At 54.1% G+C, this 16801-nt stretch carries 20 protein-coding genes; 7 read left to right on the top strand and 13 right to left on the bottom strand.

From position 1 onward, the window contains the following. Positions 1 to 82 precede the first annotated feature (82 nt). On the top strand, positions 83 to 1093 hold the full coding sequence (glpX, locus tag ACR8BF_RS00770) for a class II fructose-bisphosphatase (RefSeq protein ID WP_434745432.1): 1011 nt from the start codon (positions 83 to 85) through the stop codon (positions 1091 to 1093). Here glpX and emrD read toward each other — a convergent pair. Then, on the bottom strand, positions 1083 to 2276 hold the full coding sequence (gene emrD / locus ACR8BF_RS00765; RefSeq protein WP_434745431.1) for a multidrug efflux MFS transporter EmrD: 1194 nt from the start codon (positions 2274 to 2276) through the stop codon (positions 1083 to 1085). The two genes, glpX and emrD, sit on opposite strands and share 11 nt — an antisense overlap. A 273-nt stretch (positions 2277 to 2549) precedes the next feature. Between emrD and fpr the strand changes: the two genes are divergently transcribed. After that, positions 2550 to 3296, top strand: coding sequence for a ferredoxin--NADP(+) reductase (fpr, locus tag ACR8BF_RS00760; RefSeq protein ID WP_179899251.1), 747 nt, complete (start codon positions 2550 to 2552; stop codon positions 3294 to 3296). Here the strand turns inward: fpr and ACR8BF_RS00755 are convergent. After that, positions 3287 to 3721: a DUF805 domain-containing protein gene (locus ACR8BF_RS00755; protein WP_179899250.1), complete on the bottom strand. Its 435-nt coding sequence runs from the start codon at positions 3719 to 3721 to the stop codon at positions 3287 to 3289. The genes fpr and ACR8BF_RS00755 overlap by 10 nt on opposite strands. Positions 3722 to 3819: 98 nt before the next feature. Between ACR8BF_RS00755 and ACR8BF_RS00750 the strand changes: the two genes are divergently transcribed. Next, positions 3820 to 4410 carry a DUF1454 family protein gene (locus ACR8BF_RS00750; protein WP_179899249.1) on the top strand — a complete coding sequence of 197 codons (591 nt, stop codon included), beginning with the start codon at positions 3820 to 3822 and terminating at the stop codon, positions 4408 to 4410. A 120-nt stretch (positions 4411 to 4530) separates the two neighbouring features. Further along, on the top strand, positions 4531 to 5298 hold the full coding sequence (tpiA, locus tag ACR8BF_RS00745) for a triose-phosphate isomerase (RefSeq protein ID WP_090967193.1): 768 nt from the start codon (positions 4531 to 4533) through the stop codon (positions 5296 to 5298). Between the two features lie 27 nt (positions 5299 to 5325). Here tpiA and ACR8BF_RS00740 read toward each other — a convergent pair whose 3' ends face one another. From ACR8BF_RS00740 to cpxP, 6 genes are all read right to left on the bottom strand, one after another. Next, the gene (locus tag ACR8BF_RS00740) at positions 5326 to 6099 is read right to left on the bottom strand and encodes a CDP-diacylglycerol diphosphatase (protein ID WP_434745430.1); all 774 of its coding nucleotides are present in this window, start codon (positions 6097 to 6099) and stop codon (positions 5326 to 5328) included. A 162-nt stretch (positions 6100 to 6261) separates the two neighbouring features. Then, positions 6262 to 7251, bottom strand: a complete 990-nt coding sequence (locus ACR8BF_RS00735) for a sulfate ABC transporter substrate-binding protein (protein ID WP_434745429.1) — start codon at positions 7249 to 7251, stop codon at positions 6262 to 6264. A gap of 144 nt (positions 7252 to 7395) precedes the next feature. Beyond that, entirely contained in the window at positions 7396 to 8358 is a 963-nt protein-coding gene (gene pfkA, locus ACR8BF_RS00730; RefSeq protein WP_003851263.1) for a 6-phosphofructokinase, read from the bottom strand. A 208-nt stretch (positions 8359 to 8566) separates the two neighbouring features. Beyond that, positions 8567 to 9469, bottom strand: coding sequence for a CDF family cation-efflux transporter FieF (gene fieF / locus ACR8BF_RS00725; protein ID WP_434745428.1), 903 nt, complete (start codon positions 9467 to 9469; stop codon positions 8567 to 8569). Positions 9470 to 9718: 249 nt separating this feature from the next. After that, on the bottom strand, positions 9719 to 9874 hold the full coding sequence (locus ACR8BF_RS00720; RefSeq protein WP_003851267.1) for a general stress protein: 156 nt from the start codon (positions 9872 to 9874) through the stop codon (positions 9719 to 9721). Between the two features lie 456 nt (positions 9875 to 10330). Beyond that, positions 10331 to 10840: a cell-envelope stress modulator CpxP gene (cpxP, locus tag ACR8BF_RS00715; RefSeq protein ID WP_136196533.1), complete on the bottom strand. Its 510-nt coding sequence runs from the start codon at positions 10838 to 10840 to the stop codon at positions 10331 to 10333. Between the two features lie 148 nt (positions 10841 to 10988). On the opposite strand from cpxP, the gene cpxR reads away from it, so the two are divergent. The 3 genes from cpxR to trmL are packed head-to-tail and all read left to right on the top strand — an operon-like array spanning position 10989 to position 13572. After that, positions 10989 to 11687, top strand: coding sequence for an envelope stress response regulator transcription factor CpxR (gene cpxR / locus ACR8BF_RS00710; RefSeq protein ID WP_009088062.1), 699 nt, complete (start codon positions 10989 to 10991; stop codon positions 11685 to 11687). Then, a complete protein-coding gene (cpxA, locus tag ACR8BF_RS00705) occupies positions 11684 to 13063 on the top strand; it encodes an envelope stress sensor histidine kinase CpxA (RefSeq protein WP_179899243.1) in 1380 nt (459 codons plus the stop codon). Before cpxR ends, cpxA begins: the two co-directional genes overlap by 4 nt. Positions 13064 to 13098: 35 nt before the next feature. Next, a complete protein-coding gene (trmL, locus tag ACR8BF_RS00700) occupies positions 13099 to 13572 on the top strand; it encodes a tRNA (uridine(34)/cytosine(34)/5-carboxymethylaminomethyluridine(34)-2'-O)-methyltransferase TrmL (protein ID WP_313701162.1) in 474 nt (157 codons plus the stop codon). On the opposite strand, the gene cysE is transcribed toward trmL, so the two are convergent. The 5 genes from cysE to ACR8BF_RS00675 all read right to left on the bottom strand — a co-directional run bounded on the left by cysE (position 13569) and on the right by ACR8BF_RS00675 (position 16689). Continuing rightward, entirely contained in the window at positions 13569 to 14390 is an 822-nt protein-coding gene (cysE, locus tag ACR8BF_RS00695) for a serine O-acetyltransferase (protein WP_179899241.1), read from the bottom strand. The two genes, trmL and cysE, sit on opposite strands and share 4 nt — an antisense overlap. Positions 14391 to 14458: 68 nt before the next feature. Further along, positions 14459 to 15475 (bottom strand): NAD(P)H-dependent glycerol-3-phosphate dehydrogenase, encoded by a 1017-nt coding sequence (gpsA, locus tag ACR8BF_RS00690; protein ID WP_179899240.1) that lies wholly within the window; start codon positions 15473 to 15475, stop codon positions 14459 to 14461. Then, on the bottom strand, positions 15475 to 15945 hold the full coding sequence (gene secB / locus ACR8BF_RS00685; RefSeq protein WP_179899239.1) for a protein-export chaperone SecB: 471 nt from the start codon (positions 15943 to 15945) through the stop codon (positions 15475 to 15477). The genes gpsA and secB overlap by 1 nt, the downstream gene beginning before the upstream one ends. A 38-nt stretch (positions 15946 to 15983) precedes the next feature. Continuing rightward, positions 15984 to 16238, bottom strand: a complete 255-nt coding sequence (grxC, locus tag ACR8BF_RS00680) for a glutaredoxin 3 (protein ID WP_179899238.1) — start codon at positions 16236 to 16238, stop codon at positions 15984 to 15986. 19 nt (positions 16239 to 16257) lie between these two features. Then, entirely contained in the window at positions 16258 to 16689 is a 432-nt protein-coding gene (locus ACR8BF_RS00675; protein WP_109653815.1) for a rhodanese-like domain-containing protein, read from the bottom strand. Between the last annotated feature and the right edge of the window lie 112 nt (positions 16690 to 16801).

The following is a 16801-nucleotide window of genomic DNA, read 5'->3' as shown; positions in this document are numbered from 1 at the left end:
CGTTGGCCGTCGCGGGCCTTTTCCCCGCCCCGCTCTCCCCGCTGTGATACACTGCCTGCCGGTTTTTTGTCAGGTAGATGCCATGAAACGAGAACTTGCGATTGAATTTTCCCGCGTAACCGAAGCTGCCGCCCTGGCAGGCTATCACTGGTTAGGACGCGGCGACAAAAATGCGGCTGACGGAGCGGCTGTCCATGCCATGCGTCATGTCCTGAACTCCATTGAAATTGACGGTCAGATTGTGATCGGTGAAGGCGAAATCGACGAAGCCCCGATGCTCTATATCGGTGAAAAAGTCGGTACCGGTCACGGTGATGCAGTCGATATTGCCGTCGATCCGATTGAGGGTACCCGCATGACGGCGCTTGGCCAGGCGAATGCGCTGGCCGTAATGGCTGTGGGCGATAAAGGCAGCTTTCTGCACGCCCCCGACATGTATATGGAAAAACTGATCGTAGGTCCTGCCGCACATGGCGCGATCGACCTCGAGCTGCCGCTGGAAACTAACCTGCGTAATATCGCGATTGCGATGAATAAGCCGCTGTCACAGCTGACTGTGTCGATCCTGGCTAAGCCGCGTCATGATGCGGTGATTAGCGAATTGCAGCAGCTGGGCGTGCGGGTATTTACCTTCCCGGATGGCGATGTCGCCGCCTCGATTCTGACCTGCATGCCAGACAGCGAAGTGGATGTGATGTATGGCATCGGCGGCGCCCCCGAAGGCGTGGTCTCTGCGGCAGTCATCCGCGCGCTGGATGGCGATATGCAGGGCCGGTTGCTGGCGCGTCACCACGTCAAAGGCGACAGCGCTGAAAATCGTCGGCTTGGCGAGCAGGAACTGCAACGCTGTGCAGAGATGGGGATTGAAGCGGGTAAGAAGCTGACGCTAGGTGAGATGGCGCGCAATGACAACGTGGTGTTTGCCGCCACCGGCATTACCAGTGGCGAGTTACTGAAAGGCATTACGCGTCAGGGCAATATCGCCACCAGCGAAACCCTGCTGATTCGCGGTAAATCACGCACCATTCGCCGCATCCAGTCGATTCACTATCTCGACCGTAAAGATCCGGCGCTCCATCCGTTTATCCTGTAACCGGCTGGTTGCCGCGCTCCGGCTGACGTGAGAGTGGCAACCAACAGAGCAGCATCACCAGCGCCGTGAAGAACATCAGCATGCCAAGGCTGAATTGATCGCGCTGTGGCATCATGGCCGACAGCCACGCCACCAGGCCCGATCCCAGGTTCTGCATCCCGCCAATCAGCGCGCCCGCACTACCCGCCAGCCAGGCATACGGCTCCATTGCCCCTGAAGTCGCCAGCGGGAAGAGCATGCCAGCGCCAAAGAAGAACAGCGCGGCAGGCACCAGCAGCGTCCAGATATTCATTATGCCGAACCACGCCGGGATCCACATCAGAATGCCTGCCAGCAGACAGCTATTCACGCCCCACCACATCAGACTGTGCCATGAACCCTGCTCGCGACCAGCGAACCAGGCACCGAAGAACGCCGCCGGAATTGGCAGGATGAAGAGGATGCTAACGGTCAGGCTATGCAGACCGAGAACGCCGCCCAGCAGCACGCCACAGCTCGACTCAAATACCGCAATCCCGGCCAGCGCGCCAATCAGCAGCACAATGTAGCGAACGAAATTCGCGTCGCTGAGCAGGCGAGCGTAGCGTTTGAAGAAAGGGGTCACTTCCGTGCTCTCCGGCCGGGTTTCCGGCAGCCAGCGTGCCATTGACAGCGTAACCGCCAGACAAAGCAGCAGCAGGAAGGCGAAACAGGCATGCCAGCCAAAGAGTTGGGTCAGCAGGGCGCCAATCACCGGTGCCAGCAGCGGGCTGACCAGGATGCCCATATTAAGCAGGCTGTTAGCGCGGCGCAGCGCGTGCCCCTCATACAGATCTCGCGGCATAGTACGGGCCATTACGCCAGCCACGCCGGTTCCCAGTCCCTGAATAGCGCTGCCGAGCACCAGCATATCGAGTGAGGTCGCCATCAGAGCCGTGATTGCGCCGATCATAAAGATCGCCATGCCTGCCAGGATCACCGGACGGCGACCCACGCTGTCTGACAGTGGTCCGTAGATCAGCTGGGATCCGCCATAGGTCATCAGATAAGCCGCCATTACACGCTGCAGCGCGCCATCCCGCACATTCAGAGCGTCCGCCATTACCGACATCGCCGGGACATAGATGGTCTGTGCCATCTGCCCAACGGCCACCAGCACAATGAGCATCACCAGCAGCGGGCGATTTTCCAGTTTACTAATCATGATTATGCAAAATTTCTTTCTGTGAAAGGAGGTTAAAACAGCGGTTCACCCGCCAGTCATCTTGTTATAGCGGGCAAAATATCAGGATTAGATGACAAAGCGAGAGGCAGGCCGAAAGGTCCCGGCTTGCGCCCGTCAAGTTTATGGGCCAGCCTGTAAAGGCAAAGCAACAGTTTGTCGATTAGAGCCTTTGCCTGGGCGCAAGCTGGCATTCTCACTGGCTAGTCGCGAAAATGGTGACCTGCCTGAATAATCAACAACCAGGGAGTGATTATGGCTGAGTGGGTCAATGCGGAAGTAAAGGAAGTGAAAAACTGGACGGATGCGCTGTTCAGTCTCCGGGTCAAAGCGCCTATCGATCCCTTTATCGCCGGGCAATTTGCCAAGCTGGCACTGGAAATTGACGGTGAGCGTGTGCAGCGCGCTTACTCTTTCGTCAATGCGCCGAAAGATGATCTGCTGGAGTTTTACCTGGTCACCGTGCCCGAGGGCAAGCTGAGTCCGCATCTGCAGGCACTCCAGCCTGGCGATCAGGTGATGGTCACGAAAGAAGCCGCAGGATTCTTTGTGCTTGATGAAGTTCCGGAGTGCAAAACATTATGGATGCTGGCAACCGGCACCGCTATTGGCCCTTACCTTTCCATGCTTCAGCAAGGCGAAGGGCTGGATCGCTTTGAAAACATCGTGCTGGTCCATGCCGCACGCTATGCGGCAGACCTGAGCTTTTTGCCCCTGATGCAGCAACTGCAGCAGCATTATCAGGGCAAGCTGCACATCCAGACGGTGGTGAGCCGCGAAACGATCCCCGGTTCGCTGACGGGCCGGGTTCCGGCGCTGATCGAAAATGGCGAGCTGGAGCGTGCCACAGGATTAACGCTGGATGCCGATAGCAGCCATGTGATGCTGTGCGGCAATCCGCAGATGGTGCGTGATACGCAACAATTACTGAAAGAGACGCGCGAGATGCGGAAGCACCTGAAGCGCAAGCCGGGCCATATCACCAGCGAACATTACTGGTGAGCCGTTTGCCGGTATCGTACCGGCTGGGTCGCGGTACCAAACCGGTTAGCGCCGGGGGTGCCGCGAAAAACGCCAAGTTCGAGCAGCAGGCCAGCGATTAACACAAAGGGAATAGCGCGACCCAATAGCCAGGGCAGAATGCCGCTCAGCATGCTCCAGTTTCCTGCCACCAGCAGCCAGGCAACAATCACCAGAAATCCCCAGTAGCCGGGACGATTACGATCGTGCAGACGTTTTACAATGACTGCGCTGGCGGGCCACAGCAGGCAAACCACGCCAAAGGCCGCCATCTGGGTATCAACCCAGTCGTTTGCTGCCAGGGTAAATAACAGTGTCGTTGTCAGCACCCAGACCGCCTGCCAGATCCAGAAATCACGTCGTCCCAGACGGCCGCGCCAGGAAAAACACCATTGTTGTAACGTCATGCATTATCATCCAGAGAGAAGAGAACCGCCGCGCTTTTGACCTCGCGGATAAAAACCGTTTTAATTTGCGCCTGAGTTTACGGGTTAGGATCGACAAAATGAAGAATTTGCCTGGCGCGCTGCTGTTATCATTTGCGCTGACGGTTCCGGTCTTTGCCGCCGATCCGCCACCGCAGGAACGGCCCGAAGCCTTGCCTACCGCGCCCTATCTGCTGGCGGGTGCTCCCACCTTTGATATGACTATCGGCCAGTTTCGCGAAAAGTATAATCTGGCCAATGCGACGCTGATGCTGCCGGAATATCGCGCGATTGATAATCGGGGTGACAAAAGTAACCTGACGCGCGCTGCCAGCAAAATCAATGAAACGCTCTATGCATCTACCGCACTGGAACCCGGTACCGGCAAAATCAAGACGCTGCAAATTACCTGGCTGCCCTTGCCAGGACCGGATCAGAGCGCCTCGCAGCAAAAAGCGCTGGCCTACATGACGGCCATGCTGCGCTTCTTTGTACCGGGACTCAGCGCCGATGAGGGGCGTAAAAAGCTGGAAGGTTTGCTGAAGGAAGGTAAGGATTTGCCCTACTTTGCGCAGGTCGACGGCGCGCTCCGTTTTGTGGTGGCTGACAACGGTGACAAGGGGCTGACCTTTGCCGTTGAGCCGGTAAAACTGGCACTCGCGAACCCCTGAAGATGTGGCTGAAAATGACGAAAAGCAAAGCCATCGCTACATTTGATCTCTATACTGTCTGGCAGACAATGCTGCCAGCTGGCAGTGATTTTTCATGTATCGCTTTATGCGGAGGATAGAATGCGACATCCACTGGTTATGGGTAACTGGAAGTTGAATGGCAGCAAGCAGATCACAGCTGAACTGATCGCGGGCTTGCGCAAAGAACTGTCTGGCGTAGAGGGTTGTGGCGTCGCCATTGCACCGCCAGCGCTCTATCTTGAGCAGGCAAAACACGCCATCTCCGGTAGCCACATCGCACTGGGTGCGCAGAACGTGGACGTTAACCTGTCTGGTGCATTTACCGGTGAAGTTTCCGCAGAAATGCTGAAAGATATCGGTGCGAAATACATCATTATCGGTCACTCAGAACGCCGCACTTACCACAAAGAGAGCGACGAGTTCATCGCGAAGAAATACGCGGTTCTGAAGTCAGTGGGTCTGATTCCTGTGCTGTGCATTGGTGAAACCGAAGCAGAAAACGAAGCGGGTAAAACCGAAGAAGTCTGCGCTCGTCAGCTGGATGCCGTGCTGGAAACCCAGGGTGCCGAAGCGTTCAAAGATGCGGTCATCGCGTATGAGCCAGTCTGGGCCATCGGTACCGGAAAATCGGCGACCCCTGCTCAGGCACAGGCCGTGCACAAATTCATTCGTGATCATATCGCGAAGAAAGATGCGGCTATCGCAGAACAGGTCATTATCCAGTATGGCGGTTCAGTGAACGATAAGAATGCTGCTGAGCTGTTCACTCAGCCTGATATCGATGGCGCGCTGGTTGGCGGTGCGTCACTGAAAGCAGATGCTTTCGCAGTGATCGTTAAAGCTGCGGCGGCTGCAAAAAGCGCCTAGCATTAACGTACCGATCAAAGGCGGCGCTTAAGCCGCCTTTTTTATGGGCGCAATCAGCTCACAGGCGTGATCCTGCAACTCCTCCGCCGAGCCACTGTTCAGCAGCAGCCAGTTCCGCTCTATCGCCATCAGCACCAGTCGCCCATCGCTTAACTCAGCCAGTGCCAGCCCATATTTTCCCATCTCTGTGCGAGCTTCTGGTCGCTCATCGGCCAGCCGGATAAATGCACTCTGCTGAGTCAGCTCATCTGCCGTAAGGGCTCGCAGCCAGTAGCGGTGCTTAATTAACGTGATGGCCTGCCACTGCCCACTAAGCTGCGGTGTCAGCTGATCCAGTTGCTTACGCACGTCGGGTCGCAGACAGGAGAGATGAATATGGAGCTGGTTCTGCGTCCGGCCATACTGTGAATTGATGGCCAGTGACAGAACCCGATCATCAATGGGTGAGCCGCGTCGTTGTGCAAGCAGGATTCGTTCATGCCACGCAAGAGCAAAGTAGTTGGGCGTTGCGGGTTGCAGTAACCGTGGGCTTTCGATGCCGGTGATTTTGTCGAGCGGTATCAGCAGATACTGCAATGGACCATGCATATCCTTCAGCATGGCATAGCGATGCTGCTGATCGACACGCTGACAGGGCGCAGGGTCTCCGCTGCTCCGCTGATGAGGCACACATTTCTCGCTGACAATCTGCCACAGCGCATCACTGTTTTTTTTGAAATGCAGTGCGGCAACCAATATCCCCGCAATGACCAGCACCAGCAGAACCGCAACCAGACTGGTTGCACGACGATTTGTCGGCATAACAACGCTTCCTGAATGGTTTAGCAGCCTGCATCCTCGCCTGGGGAGAAAGGAATGTCACGGGGAATTCGGGCGGCTAACCCAGTGGCCGGGCAGCGAAGAGAGAAAGATGGGATTGTTGCGGATAAGCGGTCAGCGCAGGGATGGACTGACCGCAACGTATTACGGTTTCATGACCTGGTCATAGCTGCCGCCATCGGCGAAGTGGGCTTTCTGGGCCTGTGCCCAGCCACCAAATTTATCCTGAATGGTAAACAGTTTCACTGGCGCAAACTGGCTGGCGAATTTCTTCGCGATTTCAGCATCACGCGGACGATAGTAGTTTTGTGCCGCGATAGTCTGACCTTCTGGCGAATAAAGGTATTTCAGATAAGCGTCTGCGACTTTACGCGTTTCCTTTTCATCTACCACTTTATCAACTACTGACACGGTCGGTTCAGCCAGAATTGATTCGCTCGGGGTGACAATCTCGAACTTGTCTTTACCCAGCTTGTTAACCGCCAGATAGGCTTCGTTTTCCCAGGCGATCAGTACATCACCAATCCCGCGTTCAACGAAGGTGTTAGTTGCGCCGCGCGCGCCAGAATCCTGCACTTCAACGTTTTTAAACAGCGCTCTGACGTACGCCAGCGCTTTGGCCTGATCACCATTGTTATGATCCAGCGCCCAGCCCCAGGCTGCCAGATAGTTCCAGCGTGCGCCGCCGGAGGTTTTCGGGTTAGGGGTAATCACGGACACGCCTGGTTTGATCAGGTCGCTCCAGTCATGGATGCCCCTGGGATTATCTTTGCGGACCAGGAAGACAATGGTGGACGTGTAAGGCGCAGAGTTATCAGGCAGACGCTGAATCCAGTTCTTATCAATACGACCGCGTTCTGCAATAGCATCGACATCCGATTGCAACGCCAGTGTGACGACATCCGCACGGATGCCATTAATCACTGAGGTCGCCTGTTTACCGGAACCGCCATGCGACTGACGGACCACGACATTATCCCCGGTTTCCTGTTTGTAGTACGCACTGAACGCTTTGTTGTACTGTTCGTACAGCTCACGGGTTGGATCGTAGGAAACGTTTAACAGCTGAATGTCTTTCGCCAGAACGCTGGTTGAGGCCAGCAACAGGGTAACGCCGATACTCCACTTGTTCATTACGCACTCTCCCAATGTCGTTATGGGCTCAGCGTGACATAAACTATTACAGAGCTAAAAGAATTAAAAATAAGCGGTTATAACTTTGGGGAATATCGAACGAGAATGCAGGGGGCATGCTGTGCAGCACACCCCGCAACAGAACTAATAGAGTTTTTTTGCAGTATCAAGCCAGTCACGCTTGAACGGGCGCTTCATGTTTTCAATCGCGTCAACGATGTCGTGATGCACCATCTTCTCGTTCTGAATGCCGACGCAACGGCCGCCGTAACCCTGCATCAGCAATTCAATAGAGTAAGCTCCCATACGTGACGCCAGGATACGGTCATACGCACAAGGTGCACCGCCACGCTGAATATGGCCCAGAACGGTCGAACGGGTTTCACGTTTGGTTTCTGTTTCAATGAAACGCGCCAGATCGTCGATATCGCAGATGTGCTCGGTAATCGCCACGATAGCGTGCTTTTTACCTTTGGCGATGCCCGCTTTAATTTCCGCTACCAGCTCTTCGCGGGTGTACGGGAATTCTGGCAGCACGATGAACTCACAGCCACCGGCAATCGCCGCCGCCAGGGTCAAATCGCCACAGTAGCGGCCCATCACTTCAACAATTGAGATACGCTGATGCGAGGAAGAGGTGTCACGCAGGCGGTCAATCGCTTCAACCACGGTTTCCAGTGCAGTGAAATAGCCGATGGTGTAATCCGTTCCGGCCACGTCATTGTCGATGGTGCCAGGCAGACCAATGCAGGGGAAGCCCATTTCAGTCAGGCGCTTAGCCCCCATGTAGGAACCGTCACCCCCAATCACTACCAGCGCATCGATGCCGCGCTTTTTCATGTTCTCAATGGCGACCTGGCGCACATCTTCATTACGGAACTCAGGGAAACGCGCTGAGCCCAGGAAAGTGCCGCCGCGGTTAATCATGTCGGAGACGCTGTAGCGATCAAGATTGATCATGCGATCTTCGTACAATCCCAGATAACCGTCATAGATCCCAAAAACTTCCAGTCCTTCACTCAGCGCGGAACGAACCACTCCACGAATAGCTGCGTTCATGCCTGGGGCGTCACCGCCGCTGGTTAATACACCAATTTTTTTGATCATGACAACCTCTGGATTGTTCAAAACTAAGGGTTAATCCTGCCTGTCGATCGCTGCTGACTTTCACTTTTACGACCAGCGCGACATGTGATGGCAGATAGTATATCAAAGGCCTGCTGCTGAATTGATTCAGGTCAGACAACTTTTCACTATTTTTTGCAGCGATGTTAGCGATACGTCATCCCTGACGTATCGATTTGATTCATTTACGTTAAAAACCTAAAGAATCTTTCGTCTCGAACGGTACCACAGAACAGGGATCCTGATGGATAATTACATCTGAACCGGGAAATTCTTTGCGTAACGCCTTCTCAACCTGATCGGCTACCCGATGCGCCTGCACCAGTGGCAGCTGATCTTCCAGTTCCAGATGCAACTGAATAAATTTGGTCGGGCCGGACTGGCGCGTTCGCAGATCGTGAACGCCCTGCACCTGCGGCCAGTTTGTTGCCAGCGTCAGGATTTGCTGCCGCTCCTCTTCCGGTAACGCGCGATCCAGCAATGACTGCACCGCTTCGTAGCCCATCCGTAATGCGCTATAGAGAATGAAAACACCAATCCCCAGGGCGAACAGGGCATCCGCACGGGCAAAGCCATAGCTGCTCAGCACCAGCGCAATCAAAATGGCGCCATTCATGATGACGTCCGACTGATAGTGCAGCATGTCAGCCCGAATCGCCTGACTGCGGGTTCTACGCACCACCCAGCGCTGAAAGGCGACCAGCACCAGCGTTGAAGTCAGTGCCACAACGGTCACCACAATTCCGACACCTGGCGCCCGCAACTCATTGGGCGTTGCCAGATGCTGCAGGCCGGTCAGAAACAGAAATAGCGCCGAACCGGAAATAAACATGCTTTGCGCCAGGGCCGCCAGCGACTCCGCTTTGCCGTGCCCGAACGTGTGATCTTCATCGGCAGGCTGCAGCGCATAACGCACGACCAGCAGATTGGTCAGCGAGGCGGCGATATCCACCAGTGAGTCGACCAGTGAGGCCAGTAAACTCACCGAACCGGTGTACCACCAGGCAAAAATTTTCACTATTAAAAGCACAGACGCAAGAATGGTGGCAGCGAGCGCAGCACGCTTTACCAGTCGGCCATAAGAGGGTTGCATGCCAGATTCCCTATGCGCTATCAGTGAGGATGCGCACTTAAATGGATGAATGGCTGAAGTTTAACACCAGGAGGCGGGCTGTGCTTAACGGGTGATTTTCCGGATCAGGCTCATTTGAGAAACGCAGGGGTATTAAGTAAAGCAGGCAAAAATAACAAGCCCCGACCTTTGGAGGACGGGGCAAAGTGTCATACACATCATTGCCAGACCATACTTAGCGACTGGCCGATGCTGAGAAAAGATCGGCAACTACTTTTTACCGCCTTTTTTCCCGGCTTCTGATGCCTTTTCACGATCGTTTTTGAAGTTCCCGCCGCCGCTGTTCTGTCCACCTTTTTTGCCAGCTTCAGACGCTTTTTGCGGATTATCTGCGAAATTACCTGAACCACCACGATGCTCTGCCATAACTTACTCCGTTAATAGTTTCATTCAGGACTACATAATGTGGTTGCTGCTCCCTGAGACTTCGCAAAGACACTTAACTTCCCTGCAGTGACAGGATTTAGTCTAGGTGATGCGCCTGAACCGGCAAGCGTAACGCGGGGATTTTATCTGGTTGAAAGATATGAACAAAAACCTCAGAGACCACCTGTAATTCATTTAATTTCAGCGAGTTATAATATTTTACAGTCAGCAGAACGATTGCCGGTCCGTTTAAATTTACGCCGTGACGCAAATAATAAGAAATCGATGAATCTGATGTAATAAATCTCGATACGCGCTAATAAAACGGATGTTTTATTGATAGGTGATGATTCCTGTCAAAATAAAAAAAGTGAAAAAAAGATAAAAAAAAACCCCCACCATCATGGCGGGGGAAGACAGGGATGTGTCTATGGCAAGGAAAACAGGGATACTATGTTACTGGTTACTGCTGGTACTACTCACTGCCTGCAGCGATGACGCTGACTGCAAATTCGAAAACTGTCGCAGCTCATTAAGTCGCCGCTGGTAATTCTTCTGTAACGTGGACTGCTGGGCCGGCGTTAGCAGCTGAAACATTTGATTCTGTACGCGCGCCATCTCGACCTGCTGTTCAACCTGAACTCTGGCGATAACTTCCGCCTTCTGACGGATGGCCGCTTCATTAAACTGGTCTGCAGTCACTAACTCATGGAGTGCTGCGATATCATCAATATGAACGACCGGGCGATCATGTCGGGCCTGTTGCATCAGGTCACGCATCTGCTGACGTTGCTCTTCAGTCAGCTCGATACCGTCGAACATGTGGCTTTGCGGATTTTGCGTCATACTGCCTGTCGGCAATCCGCCATGATGCATCTCGTCAATCGTCGTCGCATCTTTAGCATCTGCGCTGGCGACACTCAGAGCCATCGCTGAGGCAAGGACGACGGCGGTTAATTTGCGCATCGTGTACTCCAGTTCGTTCCGTTTTGCGATTCAACGAGAGCCAGTGTACGGCGACAGCTGCAAACATCCGTCAGGGGGTGTAAAACTACGTAAAGCGATGGATAGGTGCGCCAGGAACACGGTATTTTGCCTGCGGAGGGCTACAAAAATGAATAAAATCCTGTTGGTAGATGACGACCGCGAATTAACTTCGCTTTTAAAAGAACTGTTAGAAATGGAAGGGTTTGAAGTGGTGGTCGCCAGTGATGGTGAACAAGCACTGAACCTGCTCGATAACTCTATTGATTTGCTTTTACTGGATGTCATGATGCCGAAGAAAAACGGTATCGACACCCTGAAAGAACTGCGCCAGCAACATCAAACCCCCGTCATCATGCTAACGGCGCGCGGAAGCGAGCTGGATCGCGTTCTGGGCCTCGAACTGGGTGCAGATGACTATCTGCCTAAGCCGTTTAACGATCGCGAACTGGTGGCGCGTATCCGCGCTATTTTGCGGCGCTCAAACTGGAGTGAACAGCAGCAGCAACATGATAACAGCTCACCTACGCTGGAAGTGGACTGCCTGCGTCTCAATCCCGGCCGTCAGGAGGCCAGTTTTGATGATGTCACGCTGGATCTTACCGGTACTGAGTTCACCCTGCTCTACCTGCTGGCGCAGCATCTGGGCCAGGTCGTGTCGCGTGAACATCTGAGTCAGGAAGTGCTGGGCAAACGCCTGACACCTTTTGACCGTGCCATTGATATGCATATCTCGAATCTGCGTCGCAAGCTGCCTGAGCGCCGTGACGGTCACCCCTGGTTTAAAACGTTACGTGGCCGCGGCTATCTGATGGTTTCGGCATCATGATTGGAAGTCTGACCACCCGTATCTTCGCTATCTTCTGGTTAACGCTGGCGCTGGTGTTGATGCTGGTGTTAATGGTGCCCAAACTTGATTCACGACAGATGACCTCGCTGCTGGAGAGTGAACAGCGGCAGGGCATCATGATTGAGCAACACGTCGAAGCAGAGCTGTCACAGGATCCCCCTAACGATCTGATGTGGTGGCGTCGCCTGTTTCGGGCTGTGGAAAAGTGGGCACCGCCGGGTCAGCGGCTGCTGTTAGTAACCAGTGAAGGTCGGGTGATCGGCGCGCAACATAATGAAATGCAGGTTATCCGCAATTTTATCGGCCAGTCTGACAATGCCGATCATCCACAAAAGAAGAAATATGGTCGCGTTGAGCTGGTAGGGCCTTTTGCCGTCCGGGATGGCGAAGATAACTACCAGCTTTACATGATCCGTCCCGCCAACAGTTCCCAGCTCGATTTTGTCAATCTGCTGTTTGACCGTCCATTATTGCTGCTTATCGTCACCATGCTGATCAGCTCACCGCTGCTGCTGTGGCTGGCATGGAGCCTGGCACGCCCGGCACGTAAGCTGAAATATGCCGCCGATGAAGTCGCAAGTGGAAACCTGCGTCAGCATCCGGAACTGGAGTCAGGTCCGCAGGAGTTTCTGGCCGCGGGTTCCAGCTTTAACCAGATGGTCAGTGCGCTGGAACGGATGATGACCGGTCAGCAACGCCTGTTATCGGATATCAGCCATGAACTGCGTACCCCGCTTACCCGCCTGCAACTGGCTACCGCGCTGCTGCGTCGGCGACAGGGTGAAGGTAAGGAGCTGGCCCGCATTGAGATGGAAGCACAGCGACTTGACGGCATGATTAACGATCTGCTGGTGCTCTCGCGCACCCAGCATAAAAATGCGCTGGTCAGCGAAGCGATGAAGGCGAATCAGTTGTGGAATGGCGTGCTGGAAGATGCCCGTTTCGAAGCTGAGCAGATGGGCAAGAAGATGGATATCCCCTATCCGCCGGGGCCATGGCCGCTTTATGGCAACCCTCATGCGCTGGAGAGTGCGCTGGAAAATATCGTGCGCAATGCGCTGCGCTATTCACACACGCACATTAGCGTCAGCTTCTCCGTGGATATTTCCGGTATTACGGTACATGTTGATGATGATGGTCCTGGCGTAAGTCCGGAAGATCGTGAACAGATTTTCCGTCCCTTCTACCGTACCGATGAAGCACGCGATCGCGAATCAGGCGGCACTGGTCTCGGTCTGGCGATTGTCGAAACCGCGGTGCAGCAACATCGCGGCTGGGTTAAAGCCGATGACAGCCCATTGGGCGGCCTGCGTCTGACCCTCTGGTTGCCGCTCTACTCCTCCGGCCGTCAATAATTTGCTATGCTTCGGCCCCTGTCATCGGGGGCCTTATGCTTAATATTGTCTTGTTTGAACCAGAAATTCCGCCGAATACCGGCAACATCATTCGCCTGTGCGCTAATACGGGCTTCCAGCTTCATCTGATTCAGCCGCTCGGCTTTGCCTGGGATGACAAGCGTTTACGTCGCGCCGGGCTGGATTACCACGAATTTACGGCCATTAAATTCCATGCTGACTATCAGGCGTTTGTCGCCAGCGAGTCGCCTGAGCGTCTGTTTGCGCTGACGACCAAGGGAACACCTGCGCACAGTGCCGTCGCCTATCAGGCGGGGGATTATTTGCTGTTTGGACCGGAGAGCCGTGGACTGCCCGCTGAGATTCTGGCCGCGTTACCGGCACAGCAAAAAATCCGCATCCCGATGAGACCCGAAAGCCGTAGTATGAATTTGTCGAATGCTGTATCGGTTGTGGTTTATGAAGCGTGGCGCCAGCTGGATTACGCGGGCGCGCTGGTTAAAGACTAGATACCGTCGCCAAACTGAAAACCGGCCAGGCTGCCATTGAAGTGCTGATCCATATCCATCGACGGCTTTTCACTGCCTGGCTTACCGACGATACGCGCGGGTACGCCTGCTGCGGTGGTATGCGGCGGCACGGGTTGTAAAACCACAGAACCAGCACCGATTTTTGCTCCCTTGCCGACTTCAATATTGCCGAGTACTTTCGCACCGGCACCAATCATCACTCCTTCACGAATTTTAGGATGACGGTCGCCGCTGGTTTTACCGGTTCCGCCCAGGGTCACCGATTGCAGAATCGAGACATCATGCTCAACTACGGCGGTTTCGCCAATTACAATGCCAGTGGCATGGTCGAGCATGATGCCGTGGCCGATGTTGGCAGCGGGATGAATATCGACGGCAAAAGAGACGGAGATTTCATTCTGCAGATAAACCGCCAGTGCACGCCGGCCTTCATTCCACAGCCAGTGGCCAATGCGGTAGGCCTGCAAGGCGTGAAAACCTTTGAGGTAGAGCAGCGGCGTGGAGTATTTATCGACTGCCGGATCGCGCTGACGCACGGCCTGAATATCGTAGGCCGCTGACATAATCAGCGACGGATCTTCACGGTAAGCTTCTTCAACGATTTCACGAATGGCGATGGCGGGCATAATCGGGTTAGCCAGTTTATTAGCCAGCATATAACTCAGTGCGCTACCGAGATTTTCATGCTTGAGCAATGTCGCGTGGAAGAAGCTGGCCAGCATCGGCTCACAATCAGCCAGCGCGCGCGCTTCTGCTTTGATATTATTCCAGACCAGTTCTAACTCATCAGACGACATTGCTGCTTTCTCCCGATAAAAAAAGCGCCTGAGTGGGCGCTGCAGGTGATGATGCTACGCGTCCTGCGTTAGCCAGTGCTGTTTTCGTCCTTCCTTGTTCGTCCCAGCAGGCTCAATGCTGCATCTCTCGCCGGTTTTTCGCAATACAGCACCTGATAAATCTGCTCGGTGATCGGCATTTCAACGCCCAGACGTGCAGCCAGTGCTTTGACTTCTTTAGTATTTCTGTAGCCTTCTACAACTTGTCCGATAATGCGTTGCGCGCTATCTACATCTTCGCCCTGGCCCAGCATCATGCCAAAACGTCGGTTACGCGACTGATTATCGGTACATGTCAGCACCAGATCGCCCAGGCCTGCCATGCCCATAAAGGTCGTAGGATCGGCACCCAACGCTGCGCCTAAGCGGCTCATCTCTGCCAGACCACGAGTGATCAGTGCGGTGCGCGCATTCGCGCCAAAACCAATCCCGTCAGAGATCCCGGCACCGATAGCGATCACGTTTTTCACCGCGCCACCCAGTTGTACGCCGACAAAATCAGGGTTGTTATAAACACGGAAGCTTTTACCACAGTGCAGCTTCTGCTGCAGGTCGTCAGCAAACTGCGCATCCGTTGCGGCCAGCGCGATAGCGGTCGGTAAGCCCGCTGCCAGCTCTTTCGCAAAGGTCGGCCCGGAGATCACGGCCAGCGGAATAGCATCACCTACGATTTCACGCGCCACATCCTGCAGCAAACGGCCTGTCTCTTTTTCCAGTCCTTTGGTCGCCCAGACAATTCGCGAGTCTGGCTGCAGATGAGGCTTGATCTGCTGCAGCACATCGCCAAACACATGACTCGGCACCACGATCAATAAGTCGCGGCTGGCAGCAATAGCTTTGGTCAGATCAGGTTCAAGGGAAAGATTGTCGGGGAACGGGACATCAGGCAGAAAAGCAGTGTTGCAGCGGTCATTCTGAAGTTGCGCCAGATGCGCCGGGTTATGTCCCCATAGCAGCACCGGATGGCCATTACGGGCCAGCGTAATCGCCAAAGCGGTGCCGTAGGAACCGGCACCGATGACGCTAATCGAAGCGTGAGTTGTCATCAGGCATCCTGATGGGGTGCTGCACCTTCTTCGCCTTGCTGCTGCTGAAGGTAGTTCATGAACAGCGCATCAAAGTTAACCGGTGCCAGGTTCAGCTGCGGGAACGTACCACGTGATACCAGACTGGTAATGCATTCGCGTGCATACGGGAACAGGATGTTCGGGCAGTATGCACCCAGGCAATGTGCCATCTGCGTTCCTTCGATCCCGCTAATGGTGAAGATACCAGCCTGCTGAACTTCACACAGGAAAGCCGTCTCTTCGCCCACAGTGGCGGTTACAGTCACACGAAGTACCACTTCGTAAACTTCGTCAGCCAGCTGAGAAGATGCAGTGTCCAGATCCAGTTTTACGTCCGGTTCCCACTCTTTCTGGAAAACCTGCGGGGCATTGGGCGCTTCAAAAGAGATATCTTTGGTGAATACGCGCTGAATCTGGAATTGCATTTCGTTAGTGTTTTGTTCTGACATGTGACCAAATCCTATTTATGAGATTATCCGGCGTAAAGTTACGCCTGCAGTAGTGGATCTAAACCTTCGCGGTTATCGAGTGCGAATAAGTCGTCGCAGCCGCCAATGTGCAGTGCATCAATAAAAATCTGAGGCACGGTGGTGCGACCGCTACGTTTTATCATTTCTTCGCGTTTCGCCGTGTCTCCATCGATGGGGATCTCCTGAAACGATACGCCTTTTTGCGTTAACAGCGCCTTCGCCCGATGGCAATAAGGGCAGGTAGCCTTGGTATACATTTCAACATTTGCCATGATCAGCACCTCTGTGAGTTTATTTACCGCGAACTAATGGCAGATTTTCGCCGCTCCAGCCACTGATACCATCTTTCAGTACTGAAACCTGCTCAAAGCCAGCAGCGCTCAGATGCGCAGCAGAATCACCCGCGCTTTGTCCCGTTGCACACACCACAATTATGGGCTGCGCTTTATGCTTTGCCAGTTCGTCGATGTTGCCTTTTTTAATCTCAGCGGCTGCCACATTCAGCGCACCTGAAATATGCCCTCTGCGGAAATCGTCACGCGAACGCACGTCTACCACTACCGCGTCCTCTTTGTTAATCAGGCGGGTTGCTTCACCGCGGCTGATCGTTTTTACCTTAGAGAACATTCCTTTAACGGTAGTCACAATCACCAGAACGAGTAAAACGACCCATGCCAGACTCAGGATGGGGTGATTGCTTGCAAACTGCATAATTTCTTGCATGAGGGGTAACGACTCCAGACCGGGCTAATAAGCTAAAACAAGGGTTCTGAGTATACCTGCGCCACTTCGCATGTACAGATGCTATGCGGCCAGAGTATCGATTTGTGCGCCA

This window comes from Candidatus Pantoea rara, from assembly GCF_051136265.1.
Taxonomy (GTDB): Bacteria; Pseudomonadota; Gammaproteobacteria; order Enterobacterales; family Enterobacteriaceae; genus Pantoea; species Pantoea rara.
This window is presented reverse-complemented; position numbering and strand designations above follow the sequence as displayed.

Coding starts and splice junctions, on each gene's coding strand:
- ACR8BF_RS00735 (WP_434745429.1), bottom strand. CDS start 7,251: ATGAACAAGTGGAGTATCGGCGTTACCCTGTTGCTGGCCTCAACCAGC.
- pfkA (WP_003851263.1), bottom strand. CDS start 8,358: ATGATCAAAAAAATTGGTGTATTAACCAGCGGCGGTGACGCCCCAGGC.
- glpX (WP_434745432.1), top strand. CDS start 83: ATGAAACGAGAACTTGCGATTGAATTTTCCCGCGTAACCGAAGCTGCC.
- grxC (WP_179899238.1), bottom strand. CDS start 16,238: ATGGCAAATGTTGAAATGTATACCAAGGCTACCTGCCCTTATTGCCAT.
- cpxA (WP_179899243.1), top strand. CDS start 11,684: ATGATTGGAAGTCTGACCACCCGTATCTTCGCTATCTTCTGGTTAACG.
- tpiA (WP_090967193.1), top strand. CDS start 4,531: ATGCGACATCCACTGGTTATGGGTAACTGGAAGTTGAATGGCAGCAAG.
- emrD (WP_434745431.1), bottom strand. CDS start 2,276: ATGATTAGTAAACTGGAAAATCGCCCGCTGCTGGTGATGCTCATTGTG.
- ACR8BF_RS00740 (WP_434745430.1), bottom strand. CDS start 6,099: ATGCCGACAAATCGTCGTGCAACCAGTCTGGTTGCGGTTCTGCTGGTG.
- fieF (WP_434745428.1), bottom strand. CDS start 9,469: ATGCAACCCTCTTATGGCCGACTGGTAAAGCGTGCTGCGCTCGCTGCC.
- secB (WP_179899239.1), bottom strand. CDS start 15,945: ATGTCAGAACAAAACACTAACGAAATGCAATTCCAGATTCAGCGCGTA.
- cpxP (WP_136196533.1), bottom strand. CDS start 10,840: ATGCGCAAATTAACCGCCGTCGTCCTTGCCTCAGCGATGGCTCTGAGT.
- ACR8BF_RS00720 (WP_003851267.1), bottom strand. CDS start 9,874: ATGGCAGAGCATCGTGGTGGTTCAGGTAATTTCGCAGATAATCCGCAA.
- ACR8BF_RS00675 (WP_109653815.1), bottom strand. CDS start 16,689: ATGCAAGAAATTATGCAGTTTGCAAGCAATCACCCCATCCTGAGTCTG.
- cysE (WP_179899241.1), bottom strand. CDS start 14,390: ATGTCGTCTGATGAGTTAGAACTGGTCTGGAATAATATCAAAGCAGAA.
- ACR8BF_RS00750 (WP_179899249.1), top strand. CDS start 3,820: ATGAAGAATTTGCCTGGCGCGCTGCTGTTATCATTTGCGCTGACGGTT.
- ACR8BF_RS00755 (WP_179899250.1), bottom strand. CDS start 3,721: ATGACGTTACAACAATGGTGTTTTTCCTGGCGCGGCCGTCTGGGACGA.
- gpsA (WP_179899240.1), bottom strand. CDS start 15,475: ATGACAACTCACGCTTCGATTAGCGTCATCGGTGCCGGTTCCTACGGC.
- trmL (WP_313701162.1), top strand. CDS start 13,099: ATGCTTAATATTGTCTTGTTTGAACCAGAAATTCCGCCGAATACCGGC.
- fpr (WP_179899251.1), top strand. CDS start 2,550: ATGGCTGAGTGGGTCAATGCGGAAGTAAAGGAAGTGAAAAACTGGACG.
- cpxR (WP_009088062.1), top strand. CDS start 10,989: ATGAATAAAATCCTGTTGGTAGATGACGACCGCGAATTAACTTCGCTT.